This window comes from Novosphingobium sp. THN1 (assembly GCF_003454795.1).
In the GTDB taxonomy this organism is placed as follows: Bacteria; Pseudomonadota; Alphaproteobacteria; order Sphingomonadales; family Sphingomonadaceae; genus Novosphingobium.
Map to the genome: position 1 here is coordinate 453,404 of NZ_CP028347.1, position 14,921 is coordinate 468,324.

Genomic DNA, 14,921 nt, shown 5'->3' on the forward strand with positions numbered 1-14,921 from the left:
GGTGCAGTTTTCAGAATTCGGACCAGTCGTCCTCGTCTACCTTCAGCGCGGTATTGCCGAGGACCGGAGCGGAGCGCGGTGCCGGAGGTGGGGCGGGCTCTGCGGTCGCAGCAGCCACCGGTAGCGGCCTCGGCGCGGGCTTTGGCGTTGCGGGCGGCGAAGCTTGCGGCTTGGCCGAGGATAGCCCCGACGACCGGGCCTGGCCGCTCGTGCCAAGGCGGAAGCGGCCTACCTGCTCCACCAGCGCAATGGTCTCGTTCGAAAGATTGCGCGTTCCCGCCGAGCTTTCCTCGACCATCGCGGCGTTGCGCTGGGTGAAGCTGTCCATCGAACCGACCATTGCCGAAATGTCGGCGATGCCCGCTGCCTGCTGTCCGGCAGCCTCGGCAATCTGATCGACCAGCTCCGAAACTGCGCTCACTTCGTTGACGATCTGGCGCAAGGCATCACCGCTGGATTCAACCAGGGCAACCCCGCCGCTGACTTCCTCGGTGCTCTTGCCGATCAGGTCGCGGATAGACTTCGCGGCATCGGCCGAGCGCTGCGCCAGAGCACGCACTTCGGTGGCGACCACCGCAAAGCCCTTGCCGGCATCACCGGCGCGCGCGGCCTCGACCCCGGCATTGAGCGCAAGCAGGTTGGTCTGGAAGGCAATGCCGTCGATGACGCCCACGATCTCGGCCATCTCGCGTGAACTGGCTTCGATGCTGCGCATGGCGGCCACGGCGCGATTGGCGGTATCGCCCACACCGTCGGCGGTGCTGCGGGCCACCGACAGGCGGGTGCTCGTCTGCTTCACGTTCTCGGCCGTTGTCCTGACCGATGAGCTGAACTCGTTGATCGTGCGCGATGTTTCGGCGAGCGACGTGGCCTGCTGCTCGGTGCGCAGCGCCAGATCCGAAGCCGCGCTCGAAATCTCGTCCGTACCCAGCTTGATCGTGTGGCAACCCTCGACGATCTTGCCCAGCACCCGTTCAAGCGCAGTCACCGCAGCATTGTAGTCGACATGCAGCTTGGCCAGCGCGCCCGATCCGTTCTCCTTGACGCGGTGAGTAAGGTTGCCTTCCGCCAGCGCGGTCAGACCTTCGCCGATTTCATCGATGGTCAACTGCACTTCGCGGGCGCGCTGCGTCTCGGCCTCGGCGCGGGCATGGTCCGATGCAAAGACATCGCGGAAGCGATCAAGGGAGCGGGCCAGCTGGCCAAGTTCGTCCGATCGGCCAAGGCCCGGGACGGCCACGGCATGGTCGCCATCGATCAGGCGCGATACGGCGTCGGACATCGACACCACCGGTTTGGCAATGTTGCGAATGAGATAGAACAGCAGGACAACCGCACTGAGCAGAGCAAGGCCAAGCGCGGCAAAGGTGAACTTGCGCGCCGAGGCATAGATCTTCTCGGCATTGGCGGCGACCGCAGCGCCATCCTTCTTGTTGGCCTCGATCACGGCAAGGATCGCGTCTTCAAGGGCATAGAAGGTGTCGATGCCTTCGCCATCGTGCATGGCCTGGGCGCCTTGGGTGTCACCGCCCACCGCCATCGCCTGCATGCTTTCGTCCTGGGCAACGAAAGTCGCCCAGGCCTGCTTCAGCGCGGCAGCGCCGGTCTTCTGGTCCGGCGTGATCGCAAGCTTTTCGAACTCGGCAATTTCCGCATCGATCGCGCTGCGCGCATTCTTGAGCAGCTTCTGGCCGCGCGCCACCGCCTCAGGCGTCGCCGCGCTGAACATCTCGCCCTGCCTAAGGCGATACTGCGAGGTGAAGGCGTGAATGTCGCCCAGCTTTTCCGCGCTGGGTATCCACACGTCGCGCTGTTCGGCGGCGATGGCGTTGACCTCGCCGATCTTGGAAATCGCGAACAGGCCCATGCCTGCCATCGCCGCAAGCAGCACTGCAAAGGCAGCGATGAATTTTTTGGTTATGTTGAAGCTGAACATCCATGTTCCCCGACAGGCCTTCCGGCATGTCACCCGCTTACGCCGCGAGGGGGAACTTTCGGTAAGGAGGCAGACCCGTAGAGTCGCGCAGTGGCGTGGAAAGGTTTTCCACAGGCGGATTGCCAAAGAGCAGCCGTTCAGGCGGCTATCGGCCAGTCATCGCGCAGTTCGCATGGTTAACGGCTCAGACGGGTCAAGCACCAAGAAGATGCAGCGCCACGCGCCTGCGATGGCCCGCCCTGCGATGCTCGCACAGATACAATCCCTGCCAGGTGCCCAGCGCCAGCTGTCCGCCAACCAGCGGGATCGACAGCGATACGCCGGTAAGGATCGACTTCAGGTGCGCCGGCATGTCGTCCGGACCTTCATCATCGTGGGCATAACCATCGTTTTCAGGCGCAAGACGGGAAAGCCAGCGGACGATATCGCCCCGCACTTCATGCGCCGCGTTTTCCTGAATGGTCAGGGAAGCCGAGGTATGGCGGCAGAACACGGTCAGCAAGCCGGTGGTCATGCCCTGATCGCCAGTCCAGCGCACCACGTCGCGAGTGATCTCGTGCAGGCCTTGGCCCGGGGTGGCAATGACGATCTCGGTGGCAGACTGGCGCATGCGGCCTTTATGGCAGCAATTCTCCTGCGCCCAAGCGCGAAACCGTCCTTTCTATCGGAATCCCACGGTCAGCTCACGCGAAACACCACCGTCGCCGCGGGCTTGACCCGGGGCTGGGCTCTTCTTCCTGCACACCCTCGCGACAAGAAAGCGGGATCCCGGGTTAAGTCCGGGATGACGATGGGGTCGCGCTGATAGACCTTGACAAAACGAACCATATAGGTTATACGTCACGCCCACAGGTCAGGAGAGGGCACAAGGCCAACCCGCTCCTCTCCCTTCGGAAGCCGATGCCCAGAGTCTGGCGCGGATGCTTCCGGCGCGATCGGTGCGACAGGTGCGCTTGGGTTCAACGAGGGGCGTAAAGCCCAAGACCCACCGGGCAACAACTGTCGTTACCCAAGGACAGACAGGACACCCCAGGGCTGATAGCACGGCGCCGAACCCTGAGCGACGCTGCGGATGCGGAACCCGCCATGATTGTGCGACTGAGTCAGCGCAAACGACAGGTTCTTTTCACGCAGCCGCTTGCCAGAAGCCAAGGCAGCCCGCGAGCCGCTGCCAAAGCTTCGTCCTCTCACCTATGTCCGACCATCAGGCTGAGCCGATCAGGGGCCCGGAACCGCCCCCAGCCACTCGCACCCGGTCCCGCGCCCCATCCCGCGCGTGCCACAACGGCACCGCACCGGTCGCGCGATCTGTCAGCTTCCCCTCGGCGTTACCGTCCGCATTCGCCAGCGGATGATCTCCCACATCGCGTATCCGCGATGCCCACCCCCAGCCCCTCCCGCTTGCGGGAGGGCCGCGAAACTTGCTGAACGCAGTGAAGCTGGTCGCAGCGGGGTGGGCAAGCGGCGCTAAGCCAGCGCTCAAAAACTCCAGGTCAGCCGCACGATCCCCACCACCGCATCGGGCACATCGCGGTCGCCTCCCGGCTGGTGAACCCACTGCACGTCCGGCTGCAGCGCCAGCCACGGCACGATCTGGTCGGAATAGGTCAGTTCCACCACCGTCTCGTTGCCGGGGTTGCCACCTTCGGCGCGCATGGCGTCGCGGAAGTGGTTGCTCGTCCAGGCGTGGTGCGTCCCAAGCGAGACCTGGCTGTCCGGGCGCGAGGCCAGCGCCGGCGCCATCAACAGCCCCGCCTGAAAACCGCCATGAAACGGCGTCGTATGCGGATCGGACAGGCCTGCGCGCAGGAACGCCGTCACTTGCCGCGCCCCGCCTTCAGGCAGAAGATCGCCCTCGACCACCGCATAGGCCCCTTGCGAAGGCTTGCGCAGTGGCGAGCCATCCGGCGCGGTTTCGTACCAGTTCTCGGGATTGCGGGAGTAGCGCCATACGCCAAGGTTGCCGCGCAGCCGCCCCTCGGACCTCCCGACCTCACCGATCAGCAGCACACCATCGCGAAAGCTGAAATCCACCCCACCCCGGTCCCCCAGCGTGCTCGCCCGCGCATTGATCACGCCCAGCCGCACGAACGCCTCGCCAACCGGCACATAGAGCCGCGCCGCCAGCGCGCTCGAGGGAAAGATCGAGGGACCGTTCGGCCCCGTCGCCGCCAGTTCCGAACCGATTCCGAAGGGCGGAGCGATCAGCAGCCCCGCAGCATCGTTGGCGTAGAACTCGCTGTTCACATCATAGAGACCCATCCGCAGCGACGCTCCGCCACCGCCGATGTCCCGCTCCACCCATGCCTCGAACAGGCGCAGACCGGCATAGGGCACTTCGATATTGTCCACGCCCTGCAGCGTCGCCGCGGCATCGTTGGGGCGCCCCCCGCGATTGTCGAGGACGTGGAAGTGGGCGCGGGTCCCGTCCAGCCCGATCAGCCGGGCAAGGTCGAGATCGGCGGTGAGATTCACGTTGGTCAGCGCCCGCACCTTGCGGTCGCCGTTTCCCGAAACGAGCTGCGCCAGATCGACAATCGCCTCACCCGCCAGATCGACCGGAGGCGGCGGCGCATCCTGAGCCTGCGCACCAGGCGCGCCGAGCGCCAGCCCCAAGGCCACGCCGCAAGAGAGCATCCGCCCGATCATGCCGCCAGTGCCCTCGTCGCCCCAACCGCAGCGGCATGGCTGCCGTGCCCGATCTCGAAGCGCGACAATTGCTGCACGACTTCCTCGATAGAGGCGATCACCATGTGGCTGGCATCGCTGACCTGTTCGGCCACCGCGCTGTTGCTCTGCGTGATCTGCTCGATCTGCTTTGACGTGGCATCGATCGAGCGCAGCGAAAGGTCCTGCTCGCTCGCGCCCGCCTCGACCACTTCCATCACCCGGTTGATCTCGTCCATCTGCCCCGTGATGGCGCGCAGGCTCGATCCGGCATCGCGCACCAGCGTCACGCCATTGCCGATCTCGCCCGAGGCATTGGTGATCAGGTCCCTGATCTCACGCGCGGCATCCGCGCTGCGCTGCGCCAGCGCGCGCACCTCGTTCGCCACCACGGCAAAGCCCTTGCCGGCATCTCCGGCGCGCGCCGCCTCGACACCGGCGTTGAGCGCGAGCAGGTTGGTCTGGAAGGTGATCCCGTCGATCACGCTGACGATCGAGCCGATCTCCTGCGCCGCGCTCTCGATGCGGTCCATCGCCGCTTCGGCGTGCTGGATCACTTCGCCACCGCGATTGATCTCCTGCCCGACCTGATCGACGGCAGTGCGCGCGGTCGAGACCGCCTCGGTCGATCCTTGCACCCGCTGCGCCAGGCTGGCGATCGCAGCGGCGGTTTCCTCAAGGCTCGCCGCCTGGTTGGCGTTGCGGTTCGACAGGTCTCCGGCCGCCCCGCCGATATCGCGCGCCACGCCGTGCAGCCGCTCGGTCGACGCTTGCATCTTGGCCAGCGCCGAACCCAGTTCGCCCAGCGCCCCGTTGAAATCGCGCCGCAGCTTTTCGAACGGCCCTGAAAGCGGAACGTCGATGCGATAGGCAAGATTGCCCGCAGCAAGCTCGCTGAGGCCGGTACCGATCGAGGCGACAATGGCTTCGGCCTGCCGTGCCGTGTCGGCCCGTGCCTCGCTCAGGTTGTCGCGCAGTTCCACCACAGCACGCGCCAGGTCGCCGATCTCATCTGGCCGGTCTTCGCCCGCCATCGTCACGTCGAGCCGCCCCGCAGCCATCGCCTGTACCCGCTCCGAGATGGCGATGATCGCGGTCACCAGATCCCGCCGCGCATAACGGGCGACCCAGGCGAGGGCAAGCAACAGCAGCAGCAGGCTCGCGAGCGAGATAAGCCGCGCCTGCTGCGCAACCGCATCGGCCGCGCTGACTGTCTGCGCAGCATGGGCCTCGACCGCATCCGAAATCTTGGCCATCTCGCCTTCGAGCTGGCTGAACCGCTGCTGGAAGCGCTGCAACTCGGCGTCGTCGGGGACCGCGCCCTGCTCTGCCGCCGCCGCGATCGACCGTCCGATCGCAACGTAGTCCCGGAACGCCGGGTCCGCCGCCTTGCGCGCGGCGAGCACTTGCGGCGCATCGGTTGCCCGCGCCGTTGGCGCCATCCGGTTCTCGAACTCGCCCAGTCGCGCCTTGAGCTCACGCGCGGCCTCTGCGCCGTCAATCGCTGCGGTCTGACGGGCCGCGACGATGCTGACAACCTCGCCCCGGATCGCATCATGGCCCATGTCGGCCTCCATGTGATCGCGCAACAGGCCGGTTGCGGCGTTGAGTTCGGCCACCGCCAGTTCCTGCCGCCACATCCCGCCCATGCTGAGCGCGGTCGAAGCCAGCGCCCCGGCGCCGAGGATCAGGCAGCCTATCGTGACCTTGCGCTTTATCGATTGCCCAGAAACCACCTGACGCTCCGTATCTCAGAGCACCGCAAGCATTGCGCTGGTGCTTCAACAGGTTCGGCAGTGTGCAGCGGAACAGCAAACATAGGCCAAGCAGGGCCTTAGGTAATTCCACGGGGGCAATTGCCGGCATTCAACCAAGGCGCTAGGCGGCGTGGACAAATTCCACAACACCACGGTTCCCCTGTAAAAGGCCTTGGCGAGGCGCGAGGGCGCAGGAAGAGTGGGCCTCTTTCAAGGCCGAGCAACGCTGCCAAGGCCTTTTACAGGGCAACCCCTGCGGGGCTGGACCAAAAACCGCCATTTCGGCGTCGGCTCGTCGCACAATATTCCCGATATTGCGCTTCCTCGCCTCCTTGAACTGGCGGTTTTTGCCTCCAGCCGTGGCGTTGTGGAATTTGTCCACGCCGCCTACTCATCAAGTTAACTATCGCGCGCAGCACAATTACTGGCGTCTCCCAGGAGTTCGGGCGCTGCACTTGCAACTATTGCCCCCTTCCTGCAAAGCTTGCCCATGCCGCTCCAGATCGACACGAGTGCCATGGCCGCGATCATCGCTGCGGCGCAGGAGGCCGCTCCGGCCGAAGCCTGCGGCATCCTGCTCGGCAGCGGCTCGCACATCGAGCAGGCGGTTCGGACGACAAACGTTGCACAGGATCCGCTCCGCCACTTCGAGATCGATCCCGCCGCGCTGATCGCCGCGCACAAGGCGGCGCGGGCCGGCGGGCCGGAAGTGCTCGGCTATTTCCACTCGCATCCCAATGGCCTTGCCCGCCCGTCCACCACCGACGCAGCCAGCGCCGCGCACGATGGCAAGATCTGGGCGATTGCCGCGCCGCTCAGCGACGGCCAACGGGACAAGCCGTGGGCAATTACGTGTTGGCACGATGGCCCCAACGGGTTCGAAGCGCTTTCCTATGCGATCATCGCTGGCTAAGGCTGTAAGCCATCAACCCGTTTGCTCGCACAGAGTCCCTTGCGCAGACCACTGATCCAAAAAGGCCTTCCATCAGAACATGACAGCACCTGCTTCCGCGCTCGATCTCGCCAGCCTGCTCTGCTCGCGCCTTTGCCATGACATGCTCAGCCCGGTGGGCGCGCTTTCCAACGGTCTCGAACTCCTTGTCGAGGAGAAAGACCCCGAAATGCGCCAGCGCTGCTTCGAACTGCTCGAACAGAGCGCGAAGGCATCGGCCGACAAGCTCAAGTTCTTCCGCCTTGCCTTCGGTGCGGCAGGCGGCTTCGGCGACTCCGTGCCGGTGAACGAGGCGCGCGCCCTGATCGACGCGCTGGCCGGCAGCAACGGCCGCGTCGCTGTGAACTGGATGTTCGGCGTCGACGCCCTCGCCAAGCCGGCGGTGAAGACCCTGCTCAACCTGGCCCTGATCGGGCTCGACGCGCTGGTCCGCGGCGGCACGCTGGATATCGGCGCCGAGGTGAACGGCGGCGCGATCGAGATCGTCGTGCGCGCCGCCGGACAGCGCGTTGCGTTCGATCCGGCTGTCGGCCAAGCGCTCGAAGGCACCCTGCCGATGAGCGAACTGTCCAGCAAGACGGCGCCCGCCGCGATGGTCCAGCAGCTTGCCGCCTCGGTCGGCGGCGGCGTGCAGGTCCACGTCACGGCGGAAAGCCTGGTCATGGGCGCAGTGCTCCCGGCTGCCTGATCGATGATGCGCCGCTGGCTCGTCCATCGCGAGGTGCCATCGCCGAACTGGAACGAGCGCAAGCTGCCGGTCAACATGGTGGTGCTGCACTATACCGGCATGGAGACTGCGCAGGCGGCGCTCGACCGGCTCTGCGATCCGGCAGCGGAAGTCTCGGCGCATTACCTGATCGACGAGGACGGCACCGTCACCGGCCTCGTCGACGAAGACAAGCGCGCGTGGCATGCCGGACGCTCGTCGTGGCGCGGCATCACCGATGTCAATTCGGCGAGCGTCGGGATCGAACTGGTCAATCCCGGCCATGAATTCGGCTACCGCCCCTTCCCCGATGCCCAGATCGAGGCGCTGCTGCCGCTGCTGGCCGACATCGTCAAGCGACACAACGTGCCCCGCGCCAACGTGGTCGGCCACTCCGACGTTGCCCCTGCCCGCAAGGAAGACCCCGGCGAGCTTTTCCCGTGGGAGCTGCTTGCCCGCCACCGCCTCTGCCTGCCCACCCCCAAGCTCTCGATGCGCCTGCTCTACGACAACGAGGCGGCGTTCTTCCTCGCGCTCGAGCGCTTCGGCTATGACATTTCCGATCAGGCAGCCGCCGTGCGCGCCTTCCAGCGGCGCTGGCGCCCACAGCGGATCGATGGCCAGGTCGATGGACAGATCGGCGCATTGCTCTTCGAACTCCTGTTGGAACGCGACATGGGCTTGGCCAGATAGGGGGCCATGCTAGGTGACCGCTCGCCAGGGGGCCGGGCAGCCGCGTGATCGCAAGATCCCGAGGAAAGTCCGGGCTCCACGAAACAAGGGTGGCGGGTAACGCCCGCCGGGCCTGACGCCGCAAGGTGGAGGGTCAAGGGAAAGTGCCACAGAGAGCAGACCGCTAGTCCGCAAGGGCGAGTAAGGGTGAAAGGGTGCGGCAAGAGCGCACCGCGCGACCGGCAACGGAAGCGGCACGGCAAACCCCACCCGGAGCAAGATCGAATAGGGACTGCGCGTCCAGCAATGGGCAGGCCGGTTTCGGGCCAGCAGTCCGGGTTGATTGCTTGAGCGTTCCGGCAACGGTCCGCCTAGAGGAATGGCTGCCAGCGGCGATACGGTCCTGTATAGGATACCGTCGGCGCTACAGAACCCGGCTTACAGGCCCCCTGGCGCTTCGATGGTTTCCTACAGGCGTGTAAGTTGTTAGGACGCATCCCATGTCCGGCGGCCACCATCATCACCACATCCAACATGATCATGGGCACGCCCATGATCATCACGGTCACAGCCACGCCCCTGCCAGCTTCGGCCGGGCCTTTGCCGTCGGCATCACGCTGAACCTGGGCTTTGTCGTGGTCGAGGCGGTCTATGGCGTCATCGCCGGTTCGATGGCACTGGTGGCAGATGCCGGACACAACCTGTCCGACGTGCTCGGCCTCGTCATCGCCTGGACCGCCAGCGTGCTCGCGGCACGGCCGCCCTCGGCCCGCTTCACCTATGGCTTCAAATCCAGCTCGATTCTTGCCGCCCTTGGCAACGCCGCGTTCCTGCTGGTGGCGCTGGGCGCCATTCTGGTCGAGACGATCCGCCGGCTGATAGAGCCGGAGCCGGTCGCGGGTGGCCCGGTCATGGCGGTGGCTGCCGTCGGCATCGTCATCAACACCGCCACGGCGCTGATGTTCATGCGCGGCCGCAAGCACGATATCAACATCCGCGGCGCCTACCTGCACATGGCCGCAGACGCTGCGGTTTCAGCCGGCGTCGTCGTTGCCGGCCTGCTGATCACGCTGACCGGGGCGCAATGGATCGATCCGGTCACCAGCCTGCTCATTGTCGGCATCATCGCGGTCGGGACATGGGGGTTGCTCAAGGATTCGCTGCGCATGAGCCTGCACGCCGTTCCGCCGGGGATCGACGAGCGCAAGGTGCGGCACTTCCTCAACTCGCTGAGCGGGGTCGAAGCGGTGCACGACCTGCATATCTGGCCAATGAGCACGACCGAGACCGCGCTTACCGCCCATCTCGTGATGCCGGGCGGGCATCCGGGTGACAGTTTCCTCCACCAGCTCGCGCATGAGCTGGACCATGACTTCGGCATTGGCCACGCCACCGTCCAGGTCGAGACAATTGACGGCCACGAATGCGCCCTGTTGCACGATAATGTAGTGTAAACAGCCCCATGGGGCATCCCGTGATGTCCCAAGAGACATGTCGCGAGACAAGGCGCCGAGCGCCATACCGGGTGCCGGAGACGTTCCGACCGGGGCAGACATACCCCTCCGCCTCGGTTCCTCCCTTGATCCCCGGCTACTCGTTCCCTTCGGCCGGGGGCACCAATTCTTCAGGCGCGCTGCCCCACGCAGCGCGCCTATTTTTTCGAAACAACCCTTCATAATCAATTACATGCACCATGGGTCATGTGGAATCGCGCGGTGCAGCCACCACCTCTGGTAGCGGAGGGGCGGGCCGGCAGCCTCGTATCTTGCGCCGGACAAAGCCACGTTTCGACCAAGGAGTTACCGATGAGCTCGAAGTTCCTGATTGCGGCCCTCGCCGCCACCGCCGCCACCGCTGCGCCGGTATTCGTCACGCCCGCCTTCGCCAACCACCATGAAGAGACCAAGATGGTCGGCGGCGCTGCGATGTATCCGTCGAAGACCATCGTCGAAAACGCGGTGAACTCGGCCGATCACACCACCCTGGTCGCCGCCGTGAAGGCCGCTGGTCTGGTTGACACGCTCAATGGCACCGGCCCGTTCACCGTCTTCGCGCCGACCAACGCTGCCTTCGCCAAGCTCCCGGCCGGCACCGTCGACACCCTGCTCAAGCCCGAAAACAAGGCCGCGCTGGCCAAGGTCCTCACCTACCACGTCGTGCCCGGCAAGGTGACCGCCGCGCAGCTCGTCGCCAAGATCAAGGCAGATGGCGGCAAGACCGAACTCACCACCGTCGCCGGCGGCAAGCTCACCGCCTCGCTGATGGGCGACACGGTCATGCTCACCGATGAAAAGGGCGGCATGGCCCATGTGACCCAGGCCGACGTGATGCAGAAGAACGGCGTGATCCACGTGACCGACGCGGTTTCGCTGCCGAACTGAGGCAGTAGACTAACCCTGCCCCTCCTGCCTGCGGGAGGGGAAACGGGCAATAAAAAGGGCGGGTGCCTCTCGGTACCCGCCCTTTTTGTGTTCAGTCGAAGCTAGCAATCAGGCCGCTTCTTCCTTGCCCTTGTGGACGCGGATCGGTTCCTTGCGGCCTTCGACGACGTCCCTGTCGACCACGACCTCGTTGATGTCGGTCTCGGTCGGCACGTCGAACATGGTGTCGAGCAGCAGGCCTTCGACGATTGAGCGCAGCCCGCGCGCGCCGGTCTTGCGTTCGATGGCCTTCTTGGCGATCGCCTCGAGAGCGTCGTCGGTGAAGGTCAGCGTCACGTCTTCCAGCTCGAACAGCTTGGCATACTGCTTGATCAGCGCGTTCTTCGGTTCCTTGAGGATCTTGACCAGCGCCTCGATGTCGAGGTCGTTCAAGGTCGCGATCACCGGCAGGCGGCCGACGAATTCGGGGATCAGGCCGAACTTGAGGAGATCCTCCGGCTCGGACTTCTGGAGCAGCTCGCCAACGCGGCGCTTTTCCGGATCGGCAACGTGCGCACCGAAACCGATCGAGCGCTTCTGCAGGCGGTCGGCGATGATCTTGTCCAGACCCGCGAAGGCGCCGCCACAGATGAACAGGATGTTCGTGGTGTCGACCTGCAGGAACTCCTGCTGCGGATGCTTGCGCCCGCCCTGCGGCGGAACGGAGGCGGTGGTGCCTTCCATCAGCTTGAGCAGGGCCTGCTGCACGCCTTCGCCCGAAACGTCGCGCGTGATCGAGGGGTTCTCGGCCTTGCGGCTGATCTTGTCGATCTCGTCGATGTAGACGATGCCGTGCTGCGCCTTCTCGACGTTGTAGTCGGACGCCTGCAGCAGCTTGAGGATGATGTTCTCGACGTCCTCACCCACGTAACCGGCTTCGGTCAGCGTGGTGGCATCGGCCATGGTGAACGGCACGTCGAAGGTCTTGGCGAGCGTCTGCGCCAGCAGCGTCTTGCCCGAACCGGTGGGGCCGACAAGCAGGATGTTCGACTTCGACAGTTCGACATCGCCGCCCTTGCCGCTGTGCTTGAGGCGCTTGTAGTGGTTGTGAACGGCCACCGAGAGCACGCGCTTGGCGCGGTCCTGCCCGATCACGTAGTCGTTCAGAGTCTCGAAGATGTCGCGCGGGGTGGGTACGCCGCCATCCTTCTTGCCGGCGATGCCAGCCTTTGTCTCTTCACGGATGATGTCGTTGCAAAGCTCGACGCATTCATCGCAGATGAACACGGTCGGCCCGGCAATCAGCTTGCGCACCTCATGCTGAGATTTGCCGCAGAAGCTGCAGTAGAGGGTGCTCTTGGTATCCGATCCGGAAAGCTTGGTCATTCGTCCATCCCAGGCGCCTCTCCACGAGAGGCGGGCCCGATCATCCTACTACCGCAAGGGCATTAATCAACCGGACTCGATTACAGTAACGTGATCCTAGGGGGCAAAGCCTTTCGCTGGGCTTAAGGCCTTGCCCCTCAGGGTTTTTCCTTATGCGGGCGCGCCGCCCGAACCTTCCTCGCCACCAACCGAATCGGTCGTCGGACGCGATTCGAACACCTTGTCGACGAGGCCGAAGTTCTTGGCTTCCTCGGCTTCGAGGAAAGTGTCGCGGTCCATCGCCTTCTCGATCTCGTCGAGCGAGCGGCCGGTGAACTTGACGTAGAGGTCGTTCATGCGCTTGCGGATGCGCAGGATCTCGCGGGCCTGGATCTCGATGTCCGAGGCCATGCCGCGTGCGCCGCCCGAAGGCTGGTGGATCATGATGCGGGCGTTGGGCAGCGCGATGCGCATGCCCGGCTCACCGGCGGCGAGCAGGAACGAGCCCATCGAGGCAGCCTGGCCGATGCATACGGTCGACACGCGGGGGCGGATGTACTGCATGGTATCGTAGATCGCGAGACCCGCCGTCACCACGCCGCCCGGCGAGTTGATGTACATCGAGATATCCTTCGAGGGATTTTCCGACTCGAGGAACAGAAGCTGGGCGATGATCACCGAGGCCATGTGGTCCTCGACTTCGCCGGTCACGAAAATGATGCGTTCGCGCAGGAGGCGCGAATAGATGTCGAAGCTGCGTTCGCCGCGGCTCGATTGTTCGACCACGACCGGGATCAGCGCGCCGGTGACGGGATCGGTGGTGAATTTGCCTTGCGCACTCGATGCGCCGAACAGGTCGAGCATGGAAATCCTCATATGGTTAGGCTTCGCTATGTCGCGTGCCACGGCGCGATGTTCAAGGGCATTAACCCCGAATCCGGGGAATTCCCTGCCCGATGGTGTCACCTCCACCAAGGCGCTTGCATCTGCGAGATCGCTTGCGCAGCTTCAGCGGCAAGGTTCGGACGAGGACACCCCGATGAAATTGCAGCTTCTTGGCATCGCTCTCGCAGTGACCGCACTTACGCCTTCGCCCGGCGCGGCACAAAGCGCGGCAGATTACCTCGCGCGGATCGCGGCAGTTGATGACTCCGGACCGCGGCTCAACGCGGTGCTGGCGATCAATCCCGATGCCGCGAAGGACGAAGCCGCCGCCACGGCGATCAAGGGGCCGCTTTCGGGCAAGGTTGTGCTGATCAAGGACAACATCGAGATGGCAGGCCCCCTTCCCACCACGGCGGGCAGCCTCGCCCTGAAAGACAGCGTCACCGGCCGCGATGCGCCACTGGTGGCGCGATTGCGCAAGGCAGGCGTGGTGATCCTGGGCAAGACCAACCTGTCAGAATGGGCCAACATCCGCTCGTCCTCCTCGTCAAGCGGCTGGAGCGCGATCGGCGGGCAGACGAAGAACCCGCATGCGATCGACCGGACGCCCTGCGGATCGTCCTCGGGCAGCGGCTCGGCCATAGCGGCTGGCCTTGCATGGGCGGCCATAGGCACCGAGACTGATGGCTCGATCACATGCCCGGCGTCGGTCAACGGCATCGTCGGGTTCAAGCCCACCGTCGGCATGGTCAGCCGCACCCACGTCGTCCCGATCAGCCACAGCCAGGACACGGCAGGACCGATGACCCGCAGCGTTGCGGCTGCCGCGCTGCTGATGAATGCTCTTGCCGGGAGCGACCCCGCCGATGCTGCCACCATGGAGGCGGACAAGCGCAAGACGGACTTCACCAGCGGACTTGCCAGTGCCAGCCTCAAAGGCGTCCGCATCGGCGTGCTGCGCAAGCAGGCGGGCAATCACCCCGCGCTGCTCGCCCTGTTCGGCAAGGCCCTGGCTGACATGAAGGCTGCGGGTGCAGAACTCGTCGAGATCGAATACGAGCCTGCGCCGGAGATGGGCCGCGACGAGTTCACCGTGCTGCTCTACGAACTGCGCGAGGACATGGGCGCCTACCTGCGCTCGCTGCCCGGCAGGCAGGGGCCAAAGTCGCTGGCCGACCTGATCGCCTTCAACAAGGCCCACCCTGAGGAACTGCGCTGGTTCGGACAGGACGTGTTCGAACAGGCCGAGGCGACCACAGACAAGGCTGCCTACGAGGCCGCGCGCGCCAATTCGCTCAGGCTGGCTGGCGCTGAAGGCATCGACAGGCTGCTGCGCGAGAACAAGGTGACCTTCCTTGTCGCGCCGACCGAAGGCCCGGCCTGGCCGATCGATCTCGTGCTCGGCGATCACTTCGTTGGCGTGGGCGCGGGCAATCTCGCGGCCATTGCCGGATATCCGCACCTGTCCGTGCCGATGGGCGCGGTAGAGGGGCTGCCCATCGGCCTTTCGATCATGGGCGCGAAGTGGGACGACAAGCGCGTGCTCGAAGCGGGCGCGGCCTATGAACGCGCCCGGACCACGGCACTACCGGTGCCCTCGTTCAAGCGCTGGGGGAGTGAC

11 protein-coding genes, 1 other RNA gene and 1 pseudogene are annotated in these 14,921 nt (G+C 65.1%); 7 read left to right on the forward strand and 6 right to left on the reverse strand.

The window, feature by feature from the left end; genetic code table 11:
* Positions 1-10: 10 nt before the first annotated feature.
* The 4 genes from C7W88_RS02320 to C7W88_RS02335 all read right to left on the reverse strand — a co-directional run bounded on the left by C7W88_RS02320 (position 11) and on the right by C7W88_RS02335 (position 6,339).
* Positions 11-1,936: a methyl-accepting chemotaxis protein gene (locus C7W88_RS02320; protein ID WP_118072346.1), complete on the reverse strand. Its 1,926-nt coding sequence runs from the start codon at positions 1,934-1,936 to the stop codon at positions 11-13.
* 193 nt (positions 1,937-2,129) lie between these two features.
* Entirely contained in the window at positions 2,130-2,546 is a 417-nt protein-coding gene (locus C7W88_RS02325; protein ID WP_118072347.1) for a secondary thiamine-phosphate synthase enzyme YjbQ, read from the reverse strand.
* A gap of 869 nt (positions 2,547-3,415) precedes the next feature.
* Entirely contained in the window at positions 3,416-4,585 is a 1,170-nt protein-coding gene (locus C7W88_RS02330; protein ID WP_118072348.1) for a carbohydrate porin, read from the reverse strand.
* Positions 4,582-6,339, reverse strand: a complete 1,758-nt coding sequence (locus tag C7W88_RS02335; RefSeq protein ID WP_118072349.1) for a HAMP domain-containing methyl-accepting chemotaxis protein — start codon at positions 6,337-6,339, stop codon at positions 4,582-4,584. Before C7W88_RS02335 ends, C7W88_RS02330 begins: the two co-directional genes overlap by 4 nt.
* A 511-nt stretch (positions 6,340-6,850) precedes the next feature.
* On the opposite strand from C7W88_RS02335, the gene C7W88_RS02340 reads away from it, so the two are divergent.
* From C7W88_RS02340 to C7W88_RS02365, 6 genes are all read left to right on the forward strand, one after another.
* Complete coding sequence (locus C7W88_RS02340) at positions 6,851-7,273, forward strand: Mov34/MPN/PAD-1 family protein (RefSeq protein ID WP_118072350.1); 423 nt, start codon at positions 6,851-6,853, stop codon at positions 7,271-7,273.
* A gap of 79 nt (positions 7,274-7,352) precedes the next feature.
* Complete coding sequence (locus C7W88_RS02345; protein WP_118072351.1) at positions 7,353-8,000, forward strand: histidine phosphotransferase family protein; 648 nt, start codon at positions 7,353-7,355, stop codon at positions 7,998-8,000.
* A gap of 6 nt (positions 8,001-8,006) precedes the next feature.
* Positions 8,007-8,711, forward strand: a complete 705-nt coding sequence (locus tag C7W88_RS02350) for an N-acetylmuramoyl-L-alanine amidase (protein ID WP_118074527.1) — start codon at positions 8,007-8,009, stop codon at positions 8,709-8,711.
* A 24-nt stretch (positions 8,712-8,735) separates the two neighbouring features.
* An RNA gene (gene rnpB / locus C7W88_RS02355) (RNase P RNA component class A) lies at positions 8,736-9,147 on the forward strand.
* 43 nt (positions 9,148-9,190) lie between these two features.
* On the forward strand, positions 9,191-10,144 hold the full coding sequence (locus C7W88_RS02360; RefSeq protein ID WP_118072352.1) for a cation diffusion facilitator family transporter: 954 nt from the start codon (positions 9,191-9,193) through the stop codon (positions 10,142-10,144).
* A gap of 351 nt (positions 10,145-10,495) precedes the next feature.
* Positions 10,496-11,071 carry a fasciclin domain-containing protein gene (locus C7W88_RS02365; RefSeq protein ID WP_118072353.1) on the forward strand — a complete coding sequence of 192 codons (576 nt, stop codon included), beginning with the start codon at positions 10,496-10,498 and terminating at the stop codon, positions 11,069-11,071.
* A gap of 108 nt (positions 11,072-11,179) precedes the next feature.
* Here C7W88_RS02365 and clpX read toward each other — a convergent pair whose 3' ends face one another.
* Positions 11,180-12,436, reverse strand: a complete 1,257-nt coding sequence (gene clpX / locus C7W88_RS02370; RefSeq protein ID WP_118072354.1) for an ATP-dependent Clp protease ATP-binding subunit ClpX — start codon at positions 12,434-12,436, stop codon at positions 11,180-11,182.
* A gap of 150 nt (positions 12,437-12,586) precedes the next feature.
* Positions 12,587-13,279 (reverse strand): ATP-dependent Clp endopeptidase proteolytic subunit ClpP, encoded by a 693-nt coding sequence (gene clpP, locus C7W88_RS02375; RefSeq protein ID WP_118072355.1) that lies wholly within the window; start codon positions 13,277-13,279, stop codon positions 12,587-12,589.
* A gap of 85 nt (positions 13,280-13,364) precedes the next feature.
* On the opposite strand from clpP, the pseudogene C7W88_RS02380 reads away from it, so the two are divergent.
* Positions 13,365-14,915, forward strand: a pseudogene (locus tag C7W88_RS02380) (amidase); the annotation flags it as partial.
* Positions 14,916-14,921: the final 6 nt, after the last annotated feature.